The organism is Microbacterium sp. W1-4-2 (genome assembly GCF_058349885.2).
The window spans coordinates 701,945-718,632 of the sequence record NZ_JBYRJC020000001.1 but is presented as its reverse complement, the minus strand read 5'-3'; the positions used below and the strand labels follow the sequence as shown (position 1 = coordinate 718,632).

Genomic DNA, 16,688 nt, shown 5'->3' with positions numbered 1-16,688 from the left:
GCCCGCGGTCGCTCTCCGATGACGGACAGCGGCCGCGGGCTCTGCACCAGCGGATCAGGCCGACGCCGATGCCTTCTTGGCGGCGGGCTTGCGGGCCGGGGCCTTCTTGGCGGGCTTCTCGGCCCCGTCGGCTGCGGCATCCTTCGCCGGCGCCTTGGGCGCCTTCGCCGGCACCGCCTTCGCACGCGGCGCCTTTGCGGCGGCCGACTTCGGCGCCGTCTCGGCGGGTGCGGCGGCGACCTTCTCGGCCGACACCTTGACCGGAGCCGCCTTGGGCGATTCGGCCACGGGTCCGGCGGGCGGGGCCTCGACAGGCTGGGGCGGGCGCGGCCGGGCGGCGAACTGCTCGAACGCGGCGCGCGGCGTCTGCACGGCCTCGAGGCTCACGATGTCGCGGCCGAGCCACAGGTTGTTCCACCAGCCCCACAGCACACGCCACTTGCGCTCCCACGACGGCATGGCCAGGCCGTGGTAGCCGCGGTGCGCGACCCAGGCGGGCAGGCCCGTGAGCGCGAACTTGCCGGACTGGAACACGCCGGTGTAGAGGCCGAGGCCCGCGACGGCGCCGAGGTTCTTGTGGAAATAGTCCTTGGTCAGCTCGCCGCGCAGCACTGCCACGAGGTTCTTGGCCAGGAGCTTGGCCTGACGCACCGCGTGCTGGGCGTTGGGCACGCAGTAGCCGCCCACACCGCCGCCCGACAGGTCGGGCACAGCCGCGACGTCGCCCGCGGACCAGGCGCCCTCGACGAACTGGTCGTCGGTGCCCACGCGCAGGTCGGCGCGGGTGCGGATGCGGCCGCGCTCTTCGACCGGCAGGTCGCCGCCGCGCACGACGGTGGGGTTGGCCATGACGCCGGCGGTCCACACGATGAGGTCGCTGGCGAGGACCTCGCCGGTCGACAGCTCGACGTTGCCGTCCACGGCGCTGGTCACCTGGGTGTCGAGGTGCACGTACGCGCCGCGCTGGGCGAGGCTCTTCAGCACCCACTCGCTGGTCTTCAGCGACACCTCGGGCATGATCCGGCCCATCGCCTCGATCAGGTGGAAGTGCGTCTCGTCGAACGAGATCTGCGGGTAGTCCTTGAGCAGCGACGAGGCGAGCGAGCGCATCTCGCCGAACGCCTCGATGCCGGCGAAGCCGCCGCCGACGACGATGAAGGTGAGCAGTCGATCGCGCTCGGGACCGGCCGGAATGGCCGCCGCGCGCCCGAAGTTCGAGATCAGGCGGTCGCGGACGGCGACGGCCTCTTCGATCGTCTTCAGGCCGATCGCGTTGTCGGCGATGCCCGGGATCGGGAACGTGCGCGAGACGGCGCCCGCGGTGACGACGATCTGGTCGTACTCGTGCTGCCACGTCGAGCCGTCCGGCCCGGTGATCGTGGCGGTCTTGTTGGCGTGGTCGATGCCGGTGACCTTGGCGTTGACCACGGTGGTGCGCTTGAGGTGTCGCCGGTGCGATACGACGGCGTGGCGCGGCTCGATCGAGCCTGCGGCCACTTCGGGGAGGAACGGCTGGTACGTCATGTACGGCAGCGGGTCGACCATGGTGACTTCGGCTTCGCCACGCCGCAGGTGCTTCTCGAGCTTCCACGCGGTGTAGAAGCCGGCGTACCCACCGCCGACGATGAGGATCTTGGGGGCAGTGGTCACGGCGGTGTTCACGGTGGGGAGAACTCCTAGGGATGTCAACGGCGGGGCGTGCGAGATCCGCGCGCCGATCGGATGCGACGGGCAGCAGCGGTGAAGCCCAGTCCCACCAGTATAGCGGGGAGCGTGGCCGCCATCAGGGGGAGGCTGCCGTACAGCACCGTCTCGCGGCTCGGCAGGAACGGCGAGACCGGGCGGGTGACGGTATCGGCGCGCGGCAGCGGCGAGACCTCGACCGGCTTCTCGGAGGGCGCCGGAGCGGGCGAGGCCTGGGCGCGGCGGTACACCCGGATCCATTCCTTCAGGTCATCCGCGGGGCTGCCCGGGACCTGCGGGACGGTCGCAGAGACGGCGGCTGCGGCATCCACGATCCCGTATCCGTATAGGGGGCTGGGCACCGTCTTCACGCCCGCCGGCTTCTGCGCCGTCTTGAGGATGCGCTCGATGACGTTCTGCGCGTTCAGGTCCGGATGCGCCGCGCGCACGAGCGCGGCGATGCCCGACACGATGGGTGCGGCGCCGCTGGTTCCGTCCCAGGTCTGGAGAGTGCCGCCGTCCGACACGCCGAGCAGGGCCTCGCTGGGGGCTGCGACCCCGATCGTGATGCCCTGAGTGGATGCCTCGACACTCGCCTGTCCGGTCGGCCCGACGCCGGCGACCGTGAGCACGCCCGGGATCGTGGCGGGGGCTCCGACGATGTCGGTGCCGCTCCCCCGGTTGCCGGCGGCGACCACCACGACGACGTCGTGCTCGTACGCGTAGAGGAACGCGTCGTCCCAGCTCTCGTCCCAGTCCAGCGTGTTGGTGGTGAACGACAGGTTGATCACCTTCGCGCCGTGATCGACCGCCCAGCGCATCGCCTTGGCGATCTGCTGCGTGAACGGCACCTGCGAGCTCGCGCCGAAGCCGACCGAGATGGAGAGGATGTCGGCCTCGGGTGCGACGCCGATCATGCCCGTGTCGGCACCGGTGCCGCGTGCGGCGGCGAGCGAGGCCACCCAGCTGCCGTGGTTCGGGTCGACGGCGCCGACCGGCGTGCGGCCGTCGGGGGTTCCCGCGCCCGAGACATCGGTGCCGCCGACCACGGCCGGGTCCAGCTCGGGCGCGTGGCCGACGCCGGTATCGATCACGGCGATGCGCACGCCCTTGCCCTTGGTGACCTTCCACGCCTGCTCGACGTGCGTCATGGGCAGCCAGTACTCCGCCGAGCGGACCGGATCGGCGGAGCCATCGGGCTCGGGCACGGCGGAGGCCGCGGTGCACGCGAGCACCGCCAGCGCACCGGCGACCAGGGCGACGAGGATCCTTCTCATCCAGCGGTGCCTTCGTCGTCGACCGGCGAGTGCGCGTCATCCCGGCCGCCGAGCAGCGGTCCGGGGTTCGCGCAGACGCAGTGCTCGGGCGACCAGTCCGACCGCGCGAGGGCCGCGTCGCCGATCGGGTTCACCCCGGGACCGGCGGCCAGGGCGTGCCCGGCGAGGGCGTGTAGGCACTTGACCCGCTCGGGCATGCCGCCGGCCGAGATGCCGTCGATCTCGGCGACCTCGCCGTACTCGGCCCGATCGGCAAGATACGCCTCGTGCGCACGCCGGTACGCGGCGCGCACCTCGTCGTCGGCGAGGGCGTTTTGCAGCTCGGGCATGACGTGGTCCGCTTCGAGCCGCGACATCGCGGCGGTGGCGGCCGGGTGGGTGAGGTAGTAGAACGTGGGGAACGGGCTGCCGTCGGGCAGCCGCGGTGCGGTGGCGACGACGGTCGGATTGCCGCACACGCACCGAGCCGCGACCCCCACCACGCCGCGCGCAGGACGGCCGAGCTGCTCGCGCAGAACGGCGAGGTCGGCGTCGGTCACGGGATCGAACGGCGGGGTCGTCACACGCTCAAGGCTATCGGTGGCGTGCTGGGACGCGGCTGATGCCCGGCCCGCTCCAGGGGCATTGCGACGGATCATTTCGGCGCGGGCACGGCGCTGCGGGCGATGCCCGCCTGTGCGACCGAGCGGACCAGCTGCGACATCCAATCGGTGTGCGTGGCCTGCACGGTGTCGCTGACGGGAGCCTGCGAACGCGGGATGTCGGTGGCCGGCAGATCGTCGTCGACGAGGTAGACGACCTCGCCCGGCTTGCTGTAGTACAGGCGCGATCGCGCCTGCGTCATGATGTACGCCGGATCGCTCCAGCGCTCGCGCTGCCGCTGCAGATCGGCGACCTGGTCCTTCGTCACCTGCACCGACTGCTGCAGCGCGGCGATCTGCTGGCGCTGCGACACGTACGTGCCGATCGTGGGCACGAGCACGAACACACCGAGCACGACGAGCCCGAGCATGATCGCGGTGAAGCCCGAGAGCCGGGATGCCGCGAGCCACCCGCGCACGTCGACCCGCTGGGTCTGGCGCTGCGGCTTCTGCGGCTTCTGTGTCGGGGCCGGGGCCGGGGCCGGCCCCGACATGCCGGAAGGGGGAGCGGGCCTTCGGACCATGACTCCCCCTTCCTGGAACAGCGTGCGGGCCTCAGCCCTTGAAGCGCGGGAAGGCTGCGCGGCCGATGAACTCCGCCGCATCGCCCAGCTCTTCTTCGATGCGCAGAAGCTGATTGTATTTCGCCACGCGCTCGCTGCGTGCGGGCGCGCCGGACTTGATCTGACCCGAGTTCACGGCCACGACGAGGTCGGCGATCGTGGTGTCCTCGGTCTCGCCCGAGCGGTGCGAGAACATCGTCGTGTAGCCCGAGCGGTGGGCGAGCTCGACGGCGTCGAGGGTCTCGGAGAGTGTGCCGATCTGGTTGACCTTGACCAGCAGCGAGTTGGCCACGCCCAGGTCGATGCCCTTGGCCAGGCGCTCGGGGTTGGTGACGAACAGGTCGTCGCCGACGAGCTGGATCTTCGCGCCGAGCTTCTCGGTCAGCAGCTTCCAGTCGTCCCAGTCGTCCTCGGCCAGCGCGTCCTCGATGGTGACGATCGGGTAGGCGTCGACGAGGCCGGCGTAGTACTCGATCAGCTCAGGTCCGCTCCACGCCTTCTGGTCGAGCGTGTACACGCCGTCCGCGAAGAACTCGGTGGCCGCGGCATCCAGCCCCAGCGCGATGTCGGCGCCCGGCGTGAAGCCGGCCTTCTCGATCGCCTTGACGAGGAAGTCCAGGCCCTCGCGATTGCTGGGCAGGTCGGGGGCGAAGCCGCCCTCGTCGCCCAGGCCCGTGCCGAATCCGGCCGCCTTCAGCTCGCTCTTGAGGACGTGGTAGGTCTCGGCGCCCCAGCGCAGCGCCTCGGCGAAGGTGGAGGCGCCGATCGGGGCGAGGAAGAACTCCTGCATGTCGATGCCGTTGTCGGCGTGCTCGCCGCCGTTGATGACGTTGAACAGCGGAACGGGCAGGACGTGCGCGTTGGGCCCGCCGAGGTAGCGGAACAGCGGCAGATCGGCGCTGTCGGCGGCGGCCTTCGCGGTGGCCAGCGACACGCCGAGGATCGCGTTCGCGCCGCAGCGGGACTTGTTCTCGGTGCCGTCGGTGTCGATGAGGATCTCATCGATCACGCGCTGATCCGCGGCATCCACCCCTTCGATGGCAGGGCCGAGCTCGTCGACGACGGCGGCGACCGCCTTGAGCACGCCCTTGCCGCCGTAGCGGCTCTTGTCGCCGTCGCGCAGCTCGTACGCCTCGAACGCGCCGGTCGATGCGCCCGAGGGGACGGCCGCGCGCTGGACGATGCCGTCGTCGAGCAGCACCTCCACCTCGACGGTCGGGTTGCCGCGCGAGTCCAGGATCTCGCGTGCGTTGACAGCCTCGATAAGTGCCACGGAGGACTCCTTGGGTTGTGAGAGGTGGAATCTCGGAGCGTCGTCGGTCCGCCCCCGAGTCTACCGAGGGGGCTCCGACGTCGATGGCGTGGGTTACCGTCGGGGACGATGGATGCCGAGACCTCGCGACTGATTCTGCGCCCGCCGACGACCCACGACATCGATGCGATGTTCGCGATCTACGGCGATCCGCGCGTGTGGACCCACTTCCCCACCCTGCGCCACACCGAGCGGGCGACCACTGCTCGCATGGTGCAGCGGTGGATCGACAGCTGGCGGACGGCCGGGCTGGGGTCGTGGGTGGTGCGCACGCGCGCCGGCGAGATCATCGGCAACGGCGGCTGCACGCTGCTGGCCCCGCCGGTGGCCGGGGGTCGCGATGCGGGCGACGGGTCGCTGTGGAACCTCGGCTACCGGCTGCACGCCGACCATCACGGACACGGCTATGCGACCGAGGTTTCGCGCGCGGCTCTGGCGGCGGCGCACGACCGGGCCCCCGAGCGACCCGTGATCGCCTTCCTCGTGGAGCACAACCGCGCCTCGGCCGCCGTTGCGCAGAAGGTCGGGCTCACGCTTGTGCATCGGGCGCCGGACGCGGGCAACCCGGACCCGTCGGTGATGCGGCTCGTGTACGCCGACCGCGACCTGACCGCCGCGCAGCTGTCGACCGCGCTGCGCTGAGTCGCCCGGGCCGTTGAGCGAGCGGAGCGAGCCGAAACGACGGCCGCCGCCCCGGTCGTCGAGCGCGCGCAGCCAGTCGAAACGACGGCCGCTCCGGTCGTTGAGCGAGCGGAGCGAGTCGAAACGACGACCCCCGCCCACCTGCCACGCGGGCACTCGGCCCGCATGAGGGCTTACGTCGTGTGCGAGTACTCCGCCGGGCCGAAAGCACTCCGGTCCACGGCCCCTGTCTTGCGCCGGCCGAATCGAGTGTCGGAGGTTCGTTCTACTGTGGGGATATGGACCTCGAAGCGTACGAACCGGGTGCGGGATGGCTGGATCCCGACCGGTTCGTCGACGAGTCCGACTGGCTCGAGCCCGGGCAGGTCCCGATCCGGCAGGTATGGGGTGCGGACGTGTTCACCTCGGGGGCCGCGCACGATCATGCCCTGGACGATGTCGACGAGGTGACGACCGCGCAGCGCCGGCTCACCGCCCGTCAGTACGCCCTGTTCGCCCGGGTGCTGGCCGATGCCGCGGAGTGCCCCGACCCGTGGTGCGGGCCGGACCCGACCCAGCACCCAGACTGGGTCGACCCGCGTGGCCGCTCGGTCGCGCGGGTGCGCGCAGACCGCCGCGACCTCGCGGTGCGCGCGGCAGTCGCCGACCTGGCCGTCCGCACCCGCATCGCCGAGTCGACGGTCCGCTCACGTGCGCACGATGCGCAGGTCCTGCAGGAACGCTGCCCGCGGGTGTGGACCGCGTTCCAAGCCGGGCTCGTCGATGAACGCAACGCCGGCACCGTCGCCGACTACGCCGGCAGCCTTCCCACCGAGCCCGACGAGCCCACGAATGTCGGCGATCCGGCGGATGCCACGGACCTTACCGACCACGATGGCACGACGGAGGCGGAGCAGTCCTCGGCGTGGGCGACGTTCGATGAGCAGATCCTCGAAGCGGCCCAGGTGCTGCCGGCCGGGAAGTTCCGCACCCGCGCCCGGTCGACCCGGGAACGCGTGCACCGGGAGACGATCGAGGTGCGCCACGCCCGCGCGCGCAAAGACCGGGGCGCATGGGTCGGCAATGACCTGGACGGAATGGCCACTCTGTCCATCCACGGGCCTGCCGCCGACATCCACGCCGCGTACAATCGCGCCGACCAGGCCGCCCGCCACCTCGCCGGTCAGCACGGCGAAACCCGCACTCTCGCGCAGCTCCGCGCCGATGTCGCCCTCGACCTGCTCACCCGCACCGACATCCCGACCGGCGTAGTCGCACCCGGCGCGGCCACCACGAACAACGTAGCTGCGGTCACGGACACGACCGTTGACCCCGGACTCGGCGCAGCCACGGACGCGACCGGCACCGCCGGCACCGACGCGACCGTTGACCCCGGACTCGGCTCAGCCACGGACGCGACCGGCGAAGTCCACGTCGGCGCACCCGACGCCGCAACCACCGGCATCCCGACCGTCATCCGCACCGGCAAACCCGCCGTCGCCATCACGGTGCCCGCCCTCACCCTGCTCGGGCAGAGCGACGAACCCGCGACCCTGCACGGTTACGGACCGATCGACCTCGAATCGGCACGGCGGATCGCCGGCGACGCGACCAGCTGGGTCCGCATCCTCACCCACCCGGTCACGGGCACGATCCTCGACCTGGACCGCACCGTCTACAAGATCCCCAAACCGCTCCGCCGGTGGCTCGGCGCCCGCGATCCCGTCTGCACCTTCCCCGGCTGCTGCAGACTCGCCCGCGACTGCGACATCGATCACCGCATCGAATGGCAGCACGGCGGCACGACCACTGCCGGCAACGTCGGCCCCCTCTGCAAACCCCACCATCGCGTCAAGACCGAGACCCGATGGCGCATCGAAACCGACCCCGAGACCGGCAAGGCCATCTTCCATTCCCCCAGCGGCCTCGTCACTGACACCGACCCCGCGCCCTGGTAGTTCTCTCGTCGACGCCCTGCGCCCGACGCCCAGCTGCCCGACGCCCTGCGCCCAACGCCCAGCTGCCCTGGGCCCGACGCCCAGCTGCACGACTCCCAACTGCCCGACGCCCGACCCCGCCCCCTCGACCCTTACGCCTCCACAGCCGCGTAGCTCTGCCCGTGAGGACCAGCGAGTGCCACCGGCAGGCCGTTCAGCGCGATGACGGTCCGCCCGTTCGCCGGTTTCCGAAGCTGCGACACGATGGCGGGGAACACGCCGGGCCCTTCGTTGCTGATCCAGTCGACGGGGAGGGCCCTGATCCGGTCGGCGAACTCGATCCGCCGCTGCGGGGCGACGTAGACGAGCACCGAACTGTGGAACACCACGACGTGCGCGCCTTCGGGCGCCCGGCCGACGAGGTCCGGCACGGCCATCAGGATGTCGCCGGAGACGAGCTCGGGCGGATCCGCCCTCACGATCGATGCCGCCGCGCGCAGCCGCTGCCGCCGCGCCTCGTGTTCGGGCCACACGAGCGTCTCGAGCCACGCCATCGCCTCGGCGTCTCGCACGTCGAGCGGGTTCAGGTCCACTCCTGCGCGCCACACCACCTCGGGCATGCGCTCGGGCGCACCGGGCGGATCGATGTCGCACGGGATGACCACGCTCGACGGGCCGTCCGGCGGATCGAGCGAGATCACCGACCGACCGACCGAGTACCGGTAGCTGTAGCGGTCGGGGTACAGGCACAGACCGGCCGAGGCCCCAGCCTCGATGAGCGCGAGCGGCCCGGTCATCCGGCTGAGCAGAGGCAGCAGCACCGCACATCGGGCCGCCTCATTCGTCTGCGTCGCGTGCGTGAGGGCCACCGCTTCGACCTGCTCCCAGTGCGCCAGCAGCCAGTCGCGGAACGGCCCGTAGTCGCCCACCGGCGCCCCGGCGAACCGCGCCGCGGCGAACACCAGGTTCGGCTGCCGTTTGACCGCAGGCAGCGCCTCGATCAGCGTCACCACGGCGGCGTCGCCCGCGACTGCCCGCGCCCACTCCTCGAAGATCGCCGAGACGCCGTGCGCTTCGACGTCCGCGAAGCGGCGATAGACGTCGCCGACCGTCGAGGTCACGGCATCCTGCATCGATACGACCGCCACACGCTCCTCATCGCCGGCGCCGCGTCACGCCATCCCGTCCCGCACCTTCTCGACGACCGCCGCGATCCGCCGCTCGCGCGTCGCCTGCAGCTTCGCGCTCGTGACCGACCGCACGTGCTCCTTGCGATGCGTGAATGCGAGCGCATCGAACGCGGCACGCGCGCCGGGATCGGCATCCAGTGCCACCGCCAGGTCGTCGGGCACCTCGACCGTGCGTTCGGCCGTGTCGACGGCGATCTCGGCGTCGACCGTGTCGCCGATCTCGACACCGAGCTCTGCCCGAGCGGCTTTCGACAGGCCGATCAGGTTCCGGCCTCCCATGACCCCGAGGCGCAGACGCGCCGATCTGCCGCCGATCGTCACACGCACCGCGGCACGCTTGCCCCCGCCCAGCTCATCGACCTGCTCATCGGTCAGCTCAATCGCCGTCGCAGGGCCGTGCGGCTCGAGAACAGTCTGGATCTGTATCGCCATGGCCCCTGATCCTTCCCGATACGCGCGCCGATGTCATCCCCTCGGCGGGATCGACGCCGGTGGGGACATCGATACGGGATGCCGCGGCCCGCGCGATGCGGCCGGCCGAGCCGAGCGGGAGCGCGACGAGCCAGGCCAGACCGTTGGCCGGCACCACCTACGTCACGATCGCGGCGGGACCGATGCGGATCGGCGCCTCGGCACGCGTCGATGCGCGGCCGCCGGCCGGATTCTGCTCGGTCACGAGTCCTTCCTGTCGAGATACGCCTGCAGCAGCCCGACACCGACGTCGGCGCCGTCCACGGTCACGACCAGCGGGCGCTTGCCACGCCGTTCCACCTCGATCGCCGGTCCGCGCCGCAGCACGATCCCGGTGCGGCCGTCGAGGCCCAGACGCCACCCGAAGCCGCCGAACTCGCCGAACGGGTTGCAGTCCACGGCCCGCACGGCTGTGATGTCGGCCAGCGCCACGTGCGTGCGCGGCACCCCGATCTGCGAGCGGACGGACAGTCCGTCCGGCCCGACCCGCACTCGGAACGACGCCGACGAGGCGAACGCGAACCCGATCAGCGCGAGCGTGAGCACCGGGATCCACGCCGCCTCGGACGCCTGGACCACCATCACGGCGGTGATGCCGACGACGAGCACGAACGCGACCGAGATCAACGCCATCGCAACCCGCGACATCGTCGCGGTGGCCAGCCACACGACGCGCTCGCCCGCCGCGATCGAGGCCACGTGCGCGGGCCGCAGGGGCGTGCCGGGCGTCGGGCGCACGTGCGGCTGCACGAGCCAGCCGACGGCGATCAGCACGGCGAGGACGACCGCCGCGGCGACCATCACCCCGGCGATGCCGGCGACCTGCCGCGCGTCGTCGACCCCACGCTGCAGGGCCACCGACCCGACGGAGGTCACCGCGCTGAAGCCCGACAGACCAAGCGCCAACGCACCCAGCAGCCTCGCCGCACCGCCCCACTGATGCCGGGCGGCAGTGAAGGTCGCCGCCACGATCAGGACCGGGACGCCCAGCCCGATCCCGATCGCCAGCCACACGAATGTTCCGGGCGGGCCGTAGCCGTTCACGCCCCCGACGCCCCAGTGCGTGGCGGCCGGGTTCGGCAGCTCGGGCAGCCACACGACGATCAGGATCACCGCGATCGCGGTCAAGAGGATCGGCGCGGCCACGGCCACGAGCAGGAACACGAGGCGGGCACGGCGCACATCGGCGGCGGGCATCGCGCTCACGTCATGCTCGGACGCGGGGTGGGTCATGGTGTCGTCTCCTTGATCAGGGCCGCGAGCGTCGCCGGGGAGACTCCGAGGCGCGCCCCGCGGCGCACGAGTTCCGCGATGTCGTCGGCGAGTTCGGCCAGCGGCGCGGCGCTGGCCGACACCACGGCGCCCCGCCCCCGCCGCAGCTCGACGAGGCCCTCTGCCCGCAGCTCCTGGTAGGCCCGCAGCACGGTGTGGACGTTGACGTCGACCGAGGCGGCGACCTCGCGGGCGGCGGGAAGACGGTCGCCCGGGCGCAGTCTGCGCGCGAGCACGTCGGTGCGCACCGAGGCCGCGATCTGCTCGAACAGCGGCGTCGTGCTCTCGGCGTCGATCCGGATCAGCATCGCCCACCCCCTTCGCACTTATTCTAATCTAACTAGAACAATTGTCGAAGAAGTCCACACGAACCGCCGCACGCGCGCACGACGGGGCAGACTGACGGCCATGCGTGTCACTCCCCGGCGCCTGAAGATCGCCATGAGCCTGTGGATCCCGAACCTGTTCAGCGGCATCCGCGTGAAGCGCTTCGCCCACGACTGGACGAGCGCCACCGTCGAGCTCCATGTCAACCTCTTCACCCGCAACTACGTGAAGACGGCGTTCGGCGGCGCCATGCAGGCCATGACCGACCCGTACTTCTTCATGCTCGTGATGCACCAGATCGGTCGCGACTACGTCGTGTGGGACACCCGGGCCGAGATCGAGTTCGTCCGCCCCGGCCGCGGCGTGCTCACTGCGCATTTCGAAGTGTCGCCCGCCAAGGTGCACGAGCTGCGCGAACGCGCACGCGACGGCGCGAAGGTGCTGGAGTGGTTCTCGACCGAGATCACCGACCGCGGCGGTGACGTCGTCGCCCGCGTACGCCGCGAGGTGTACGTGCGCGAGAAGAAGCGCGTCACGTCGCGCGGTACTCGGATGCCGTGAACCCGAGCACCGTGCGGAAGTCGTTCGCCAGGTGCGCCTGGTCGACGTAGCCGAGTTCGGCGGCGATGTCAGCGAGCGACTCGTCGGGGTGCTCGCGCACGCGCTGCGCGGCCTCCTGCAGCCGTCGGCGCCGGATGATCGCGGCCGGCGGCAGTCCGACCGTGCGGTGCGCGAGTCGCTGCAGCGTGCGCACCGACACCGCGAGACGGGATGCCGCGTCCTCGACGCGCAGGATCGCGGCATCCGTCATCAGCAGCCGCGCCATCTCGTTCGCAAGCACCGCCTCGGAGGTGCGCGCACCGACGCGCACATCCAGCCACCGCCCGAGGATCGCGGCGGCCCGGGCGGCATGGCCTGGCATGACCTCGGCCACGGAGGCGGCAAGCGCAGCGGCGTCGGGTTCAGCGGCGTCGAGCGCGACGGCATCCATCTCGGCGGCGTCCATCTCGAACGCGGAGTCGACGAGGTCCGCGGGCGCAGCACTCAGCGCGGCCAGCGCCGCCGGGCGCAGCACGGCGCCGACGGCCCACCCCGCGCCGAACAGCACCCGGTCGGTGGCGCGCGTCGTCGCCCCGTACAGCGTGACCCGACCGCTCTCGATCACGAGGTTCGCGGCCGGGTACGCCAGCACCCGTTGGACCGACGACCGCTCCTCGGGCAGGTCCCACTCCGGTACCCACGACCATTCGACGAGGTCGGCCACCGCCGGCTCGGGCTCGACGCGCGTGAACTGCGGCAGCCGGTCGGGGAACAGCACGCCCCGCGTGGGATCGGTCACCGCGCCAGACTATTGCGCGCCGGCGACACCGCACGTTGTCGCGAATCTCCAAGCCGGCGCGGCGGCGCCGCCCGTAGCCTCGCACCATGACCACCGAGAACATCGCCGGCGTCACCGGCGCGCACACCACCGACGGCCGCCCGAACGGCGCGACCAGCCTCACCCCGTTCCTCGCGATCGCGAACGCGAAGGACGCCCTCGACTTCTACCGCGACGTGTTCGGAGCGCGGATCATGGACGTCACCGAGTTCGACGGCGTCGTTGTGCACGCGAGCGTCGATTTCGGCCTCGGACTGCTGCAGCTCGGCGAGCCCACGCCCGCCTATGGACTCGTCCCCGCGCCGGCCGGCGACGCCGACTGCTATTCGATGGGGCTCTATGTTCCGGACGTGGATGCCGCGACCGAGCGCGCGGCCGCGGCCGGCGCCACGGTGCGCGAGGCGCCGTCGACGTTCGTCTCGGGCGATCGGTTCGCCAGCATCCGCGACCCGTTCGGGGTGCGCTGGTCGCTCATGACCCGCGTCGAGGACCTCTCCGAGGACGAGAGCGCCGCCCGCGTGGCCGAATGGGCCGCCGCCCAGCAGGGCTTAAGCGGCTGAGTCTCGCGGCTCGGCCGAGGAGCGCCGCGACTCAGCCGAGGGGCTTGACCTCGAGCTCGTCCTGACCGGCAGCCACCGTCGCGAACCCGGTGTAGCCGTCAGCCGTGGCGCGCTCCAGCAGGGCCTTGAGGTTCTTCGTCCGCGTCTCCAGGCGCACCCGCCCGCCGTCCGAGACCAGGCGCGCCTTGTGGGCGGCCAGCTCCGGCAGCGGCACGTCGCGGTCGTGCACGAGCACGATCGCGGCGGCTGCGGCATCCGCGCCCTCCGACACCAGGTCGACGATGCGCTCGAACCCGATCGAGAAGCCGACCGCCGGCACGTCCTGGCCGAGGAAGCGGCCGATCATGCCGTCGTAGCGGCCGCCACCGCCCAGCGAGTAGGACGCGCCCGGGTGCGCAAGCTCGAAGATCGTGCCGGTGTAGTAGCCCATGCCGCGCACCAGGAACGGGTCGAACACGAGCGGCACGTCCGCGTCCGGCCGCGCAGCTCCCACGGCATCGCCGACCGCCACGAGGTGCCCGACGACCTCGTCGGGTGCGCCCTCGGGCAGCGCCGCGCGGATCTGACGCTCGCCGAACGGCTGGTGCTCCATCGTCTGCGGCCGGCGCAGGAACGCCTCGAACGCGTCCACCGCCGCTGGCGACGCCCCGCGTTCGCGCAGCTCGGCGGCGACCCCCTCGGGACCGATCTTGTCGAGCTTGTCGATCGTGATGAGCACGCCCGGGCGCTCATCGTCCGCGAAGCCGAAGGTTCCGAGCATCCAGTCCAGTGCGCGGCGGTCGTTGATGCGGATCGTGCCGCCGGCGAGGCCCAGCGCGTCGACGGTGTCGAGGGTGGCGACGGCGAGCTCGGCCTCGGCGCGCGCCGAGGCGTCGCCGATGATGTCGATGTCGCACTGCATGAACTGGCGGTAGCGGCCCTTCTGCGGCCGCTCGGCCCGCCACACCGGCGCGATCTGGATCGAACGGAACACGCCCGGCAGCTCTCCGCGGTGGCTCGCATAGAACCGCGACAGCGGAACGGTCAGGTCGTAGCGCAGACCCAGGTCGGTCAGCGCCGCCGGGTCATCGGCCGCCGCACGGATCGCGTCGGCGTCCAGGCCCCGGCGCAGCACGTTGTAGGCGAGCTTCTCGTTGTCGCCGCCGACGCCGGCGTGCAGGCGCCCGTACTCCTCCATGACAGGCGTCTCGATCTCGTCGAACCCGTGCGCGCGGTAGCGCTCGCGGATGACGGCGAGCACGCGCTCACGACGGGCCTTGTCGGCGGGGAGGAAGTCGCGCATCCCGCGCGGCGGATTGACGGATGCCACGAAGCCATCTTCGCAGGTCGAGCCGGCCGGGCCGTGCCCGCCGGTTCAGCCGGCCTCCGCCGCCCGCACGTCGCGTTCGAGCACGCGCAGCCGTTCGCGCAGGGCCCGCTCGGCATCCCACCCGTGTGCGCGCGCCTGCGCGACCAGGCCCAGCAGCGCGTCGCCGAGCTCGGCCTCGGTGCTCGGGCCGGGCGGAGTCGAACCGCTCGGCTCGCGGAGCGACCGGGCGGCGCTCGCGTGCGGGGCGATCGCCGATGCGCGCCCGAGCAGCTTCTGCGCGAGCGCGAGCGCCGGCATCCGCTCGCTCACGCCTTCCAGCACCGACCGGCGCTCGCGCTTCTCGGCCGCCTTGGCGGCGGTCCACAGCACGAGCACCTCGTCAGGCGTGTCGGCCGTGGCATCGCCGAACACGTGCGGGTGACGCCGCACCATCTTCTCGGCGAGCGCCCGGGCGACGTCGTCGATGTCGAACGGGTCGGCGGGGTCGCGCGAGGCGATCTCGGCGTGGAACAGCACCTGCCACAGCAGGTCGCCCAGCTCTTCGCGCATGTCGGCGCGGGTGCCGTCCTCGACGGCGTCGATGAGCTCGGCGCTCTCTTCGACGAGATACGGCACGAGGTCGCGATGCGTGATCTGCTGCGACCACACGCAGCGGTCGCGCACGGCGTGCATGACGTCGGCCGCCGCCCGCAGCGGGTCGGTCGGCGGATCGGCGAGCGGGTCGCCCGGCGGGTCGAACCCGGCGCCGCTCACGACGTCTCCGGCAGGAAGTCGGCGGCGACCCGGCCCCGCCCGCGCACGTCGGCGCGCTCCCGCTGTGCGTCCTCGGTCATGCCGGCCCCTTCCTGTGGACTCGTGCACGCCACGATACGACGATCCCCGACAGAGCGAGCGAGACCACCGAACCGGCCAGCACGCCGAGCACCGCTTCATCGCGCAGCACCGGCGCTCCGGCGAACGCGAGGTTCGCCAACAGCAGCGACACGGTGAACCCGATGCCGCCCAGGGCGCCGGCCGCGATCAGGTCGGGCAGGCGCAGCCGCGCCGCGGCGGGCACGCGCAGCGCGCGCTGGGCGACCCAGGCGGTGCCGCTGATCCCGACGAGCTTGCCCACCGGCAGCGCGAGCAGGATCCCCCAGAACACGGGCGAGAGCCCGTCCGATCCCACCGCCGGGATCGTCACGAGCGCCGCCGACAGCGCGAACACCGGCAGGATCAGCCCGTTCACCCACGGCTCCAGCGCGTGGCGCACCCGCATCCCCGGGTACTGCGCCACCGCGAGACCGACGAGCACGCCCGCGATCGTCGCGTGCACCCCCGAGGCCAGCGTCGCCGCCCACGTGCCCACCGCGAGCACCGCGATCAGGACGGCGAGGGTGCGGGTGCCGCGACCGCCCAGCTGACGGCTCAGGATGCCGATGCCCGCCGCGAGCACGAGCGCGAGCACCAGCATCCACCCGTTCACGTCGGTGGCGAACAGCACCGCGATGAAGACGATCCCGACGATGTCGTCGAGGATGGCCAGGGCCAGCAGGAACACGCGCAGCGCCGCGGGCAGCCCCCGTCCGAACACCGCCAGCACCCCGAGGGCGAACGCTATGTCGGTCGCGGTGGGAACCGGCCACCCCGCGGCCAGCCCTGCGGGGGCGGCGACGGCCAGGTACAGCGCGATCGGCACGGCGACGCCGCCGGCCGCCGCGATGGCCGGCAGCACGGCGCGACGCGCCGAGCGCAGCTCGCCGGCCGTGAGCTCGAACTGCAGCTCCACCGCGACGGTGAAGAAGAACACGGCCAGCAGGCCGTCGGCGATCCACTCGCCCACGTCGAGCTCGAACGGCGTGTCCGAGATGCCGAATGTGAAGTGCTGCACGGCGAAAGCGGCCGCCGATGCCGGCGTGTTCGCCAGGACCAGCCCTGCCGCCGCAGCGATCAGCAGCAGGACCGCCGGAAAACGGGCGGAGCGCAGCAGACGGCTCACCTCGTGCGTCGGTGTGCGGGTCATCGGACCTCCGAGGTGCGGGGACGGGACGGCTGCGGATCCGCGAACGCGCGCGCAGACGCCGCCGACCAGACTTCCCGGCACACCGTGGTCCATGTTATCGGCCGACGGCTTGTCGGCAGGCTGCGCCCACGCCGCGGTAATGCTT

At 72.0% G+C, this 16,688-nt stretch carries 17 protein-coding genes; 4 read left to right on the top strand and 13 right to left on the bottom strand.

Going from position 1 to position 16,688, the window contains the following annotated elements; all coding sequences use genetic code 11:
- Positions 1-54 precede the first annotated feature (54 nt).
- From AC3RX0_RS03140 to eno, 5 genes are all read right to left on the bottom strand, one after another.
- Complete coding sequence (locus AC3RX0_RS03140) at positions 55-1,662, bottom strand: NAD(P)/FAD-dependent oxidoreductase (RefSeq protein ID WP_498165863.1); 1,608 nt, start codon at positions 1,660-1,662, stop codon at positions 55-57.
- Positions 1,663-1,685: 23 nt separating this feature from the next.
- Positions 1,686-2,960, bottom strand: a complete 1,275-nt coding sequence (locus AC3RX0_RS03135) for a S8 family serine peptidase (protein ID WP_491504477.1) — start codon at positions 2,958-2,960, stop codon at positions 1,686-1,688.
- Entirely contained in the window at positions 2,957-3,523 is a 567-nt protein-coding gene (locus AC3RX0_RS03130; protein ID WP_491504476.1) for a DUF501 domain-containing protein, read from the bottom strand. The genes AC3RX0_RS03135 and AC3RX0_RS03130 overlap by 4 nt, the downstream gene beginning before the upstream one ends.
- Positions 3,524-3,594: 71 nt before the next feature.
- On the bottom strand, positions 3,595-4,125 hold the full coding sequence (locus AC3RX0_RS03125; protein WP_491504475.1) for a septum formation initiator family protein: 531 nt from the start codon (positions 4,123-4,125) through the stop codon (positions 3,595-3,597).
- 31 nt (positions 4,126-4,156) lie between these two features.
- Positions 4,157-5,437, bottom strand: a complete 1,281-nt coding sequence (eno, locus tag AC3RX0_RS03120; RefSeq protein ID WP_491504474.1) for a phosphopyruvate hydratase — start codon at positions 5,435-5,437, stop codon at positions 4,157-4,159.
- A gap of 108 nt (positions 5,438-5,545) precedes the next feature.
- On the opposite strand from eno, the gene AC3RX0_RS03115 reads away from it, so the two are divergent.
- Entirely contained in the window at positions 5,546-6,118 is a 573-nt protein-coding gene (locus AC3RX0_RS03115; protein ID WP_491504473.1) for a GNAT family N-acetyltransferase, read from the top strand.
- A 278-nt stretch (positions 6,119-6,396) separates the two neighbouring features.
- On the top strand, positions 6,397-8,055 hold the full coding sequence (locus tag AC3RX0_RS03110) for an HNH endonuclease signature motif containing protein (protein WP_491504472.1): 1,659 nt from the start codon (positions 6,397-6,399) through the stop codon (positions 8,053-8,055).
- 131 nt (positions 8,056-8,186) lie between these two features.
- Here the strand turns inward: AC3RX0_RS03110 and AC3RX0_RS03105 are convergent, their stop codons facing one another.
- From AC3RX0_RS03105 to AC3RX0_RS03090, 4 genes are all read right to left on the bottom strand, one after another.
- A complete protein-coding gene (locus AC3RX0_RS03105; protein ID WP_491504471.1) occupies positions 8,187-9,182 on the bottom strand; it encodes a DUF2332 domain-containing protein in 996 nt (331 codons plus the stop codon).
- A gap of 24 nt (positions 9,183-9,206) precedes the next feature.
- Positions 9,207-9,656 (bottom strand): YdeI/OmpD-associated family protein, encoded by a 450-nt coding sequence (locus tag AC3RX0_RS03100; RefSeq protein WP_491504470.1) that lies wholly within the window; start codon positions 9,654-9,656, stop codon positions 9,207-9,209.
- A 240-nt stretch (positions 9,657-9,896) separates the two neighbouring features.
- On the bottom strand, positions 9,897-10,928 hold the full coding sequence (locus AC3RX0_RS03095; protein ID WP_491504469.1) for a DUF1648 domain-containing protein: 1,032 nt from the start codon (positions 10,926-10,928) through the stop codon (positions 9,897-9,899).
- Entirely contained in the window at positions 10,925-11,275 is a 351-nt protein-coding gene (locus AC3RX0_RS03090) for a GntR family transcriptional regulator (RefSeq protein WP_491504468.1), read from the bottom strand. The genes AC3RX0_RS03095 and AC3RX0_RS03090 overlap by 4 nt, the downstream gene beginning before the upstream one ends.
- Positions 11,276-11,375: 100 nt before the next feature.
- On the opposite strand from AC3RX0_RS03090, the gene AC3RX0_RS03085 reads away from it, so the two are divergent.
- Positions 11,376-11,855: a DUF4442 domain-containing protein gene (locus AC3RX0_RS03085; RefSeq protein ID WP_491504467.1), complete on the top strand. Its 480-nt coding sequence runs from the start codon at positions 11,376-11,378 to the stop codon at positions 11,853-11,855.
- Here AC3RX0_RS03085 and AC3RX0_RS03080 read toward each other — a convergent pair.
- On the bottom strand, positions 11,827-12,633 hold the full coding sequence (locus AC3RX0_RS03080) for a helix-turn-helix transcriptional regulator (protein ID WP_491504466.1): 807 nt from the start codon (positions 12,631-12,633) through the stop codon (positions 11,827-11,829). The two genes, AC3RX0_RS03085 and AC3RX0_RS03080, sit on opposite strands and share 29 nt — an antisense overlap.
- An 86-nt stretch (positions 12,634-12,719) precedes the next feature.
- Here AC3RX0_RS03080 and AC3RX0_RS03075 point away from each other — a divergent pair, with 86 nt between their 5' ends.
- Complete coding sequence (locus tag AC3RX0_RS03075) at positions 12,720-13,232, top strand: VOC family protein (RefSeq protein WP_491504465.1); 513 nt, start codon at positions 12,720-12,722, stop codon at positions 13,230-13,232.
- Positions 13,233-13,263: 31 nt separating this feature from the next.
- On the opposite strand, the gene AC3RX0_RS03070 is transcribed toward AC3RX0_RS03075, so the two are convergent.
- The 3 genes from AC3RX0_RS03070 to AC3RX0_RS03060 form a co-directional block, all read right to left on the bottom strand.
- Entirely contained in the window at positions 13,264-14,514 is a 1,251-nt protein-coding gene (locus AC3RX0_RS03070) for a histidine--tRNA ligase (protein ID WP_491505368.1), read from the bottom strand.
- A gap of 72 nt (positions 14,515-14,586) precedes the next feature.
- Positions 14,587-15,213, bottom strand: a complete 627-nt coding sequence (locus tag AC3RX0_RS03065) for a nucleoside triphosphate pyrophosphohydrolase (protein WP_491505367.1) — start codon at positions 15,211-15,213, stop codon at positions 14,587-14,589.
- A 157-nt stretch (positions 15,214-15,370) separates the two neighbouring features.
- Entirely contained in the window at positions 15,371-16,543 is a 1,173-nt protein-coding gene (locus tag AC3RX0_RS03060; RefSeq protein ID WP_491504464.1) for a Na+/H+ antiporter NhaA, read from the bottom strand.
- Positions 16,544-16,688 lie beyond the last annotated feature (145 nt).

What these genes read in the sequence shown, in the direction of transcription:
- AC3RX0_RS03090 (WP_491504468.1), bottom strand. Translation starts at nt 11,275, where the DNA reads ATGCTGATCCGGATCGACGCCGAGAGCACGACGCCGCTGTTCGAGCAG.
- AC3RX0_RS03110 (WP_491504472.1), top strand. Translation starts at nt 6,397, where the DNA reads ATGGACCTCGAAGCGTACGAACCGGGTGCGGGATGGCTGGATCCCGAC.
- AC3RX0_RS03085 (WP_491504467.1), top strand. Translation starts at nt 11,376, where the DNA reads ATGCGTGTCACTCCCCGGCGCCTGAAGATCGCCATGAGCCTGTGGATC.
- AC3RX0_RS03095 (WP_491504469.1), bottom strand. Translation starts at nt 10,928, where the DNA reads ATGACCCACCCCGCGTCCGAGCATGACGTGAGCGCGATGCCCGCCGCC.
- AC3RX0_RS03125 (WP_491504475.1), bottom strand. Translation starts at nt 4,125, where the DNA reads ATGGTCCGAAGGCCCGCTCCCCCTTCCGGCATGTCGGGGCCGGCCCCG.
- AC3RX0_RS03060 (WP_491504464.1), bottom strand. Translation starts at nt 16,543, where the DNA reads ATGACCCGCACACCGACGCACGAGGTGAGCCGTCTGCTGCGCTCCGCC.
- AC3RX0_RS03135 (WP_491504477.1), bottom strand. Translation starts at nt 2,960, where the DNA reads ATGAGAAGGATCCTCGTCGCCCTGGTCGCCGGTGCGCTGGCGGTGCTC.
- AC3RX0_RS03065 (WP_491505367.1), bottom strand. Translation starts at nt 15,213, where the DNA reads ATGCACGCCGTGCGCGACCGCTGCGTGTGGTCGCAGCAGATCACGCAT.
- AC3RX0_RS03070 (WP_491505368.1), bottom strand. Translation starts at nt 14,514, where the DNA reads ATGCGCGACTTCCTCCCCGCCGACAAGGCCCGTCGTGAGCGCGTGCTC.
- AC3RX0_RS03100 (WP_491504470.1), bottom strand. Translation starts at nt 9,656, where the DNA reads ATGGCGATACAGATCCAGACTGTTCTCGAGCCGCACGGCCCTGCGACG.
- AC3RX0_RS03115 (WP_491504473.1), top strand. Translation starts at nt 5,546, where the DNA reads ATGGATGCCGAGACCTCGCGACTGATTCTGCGCCCGCCGACGACCCAC.
- AC3RX0_RS03075 (WP_491504465.1), top strand. Translation starts at nt 12,720, where the DNA reads ATGACCACCGAGAACATCGCCGGCGTCACCGGCGCGCACACCACCGAC.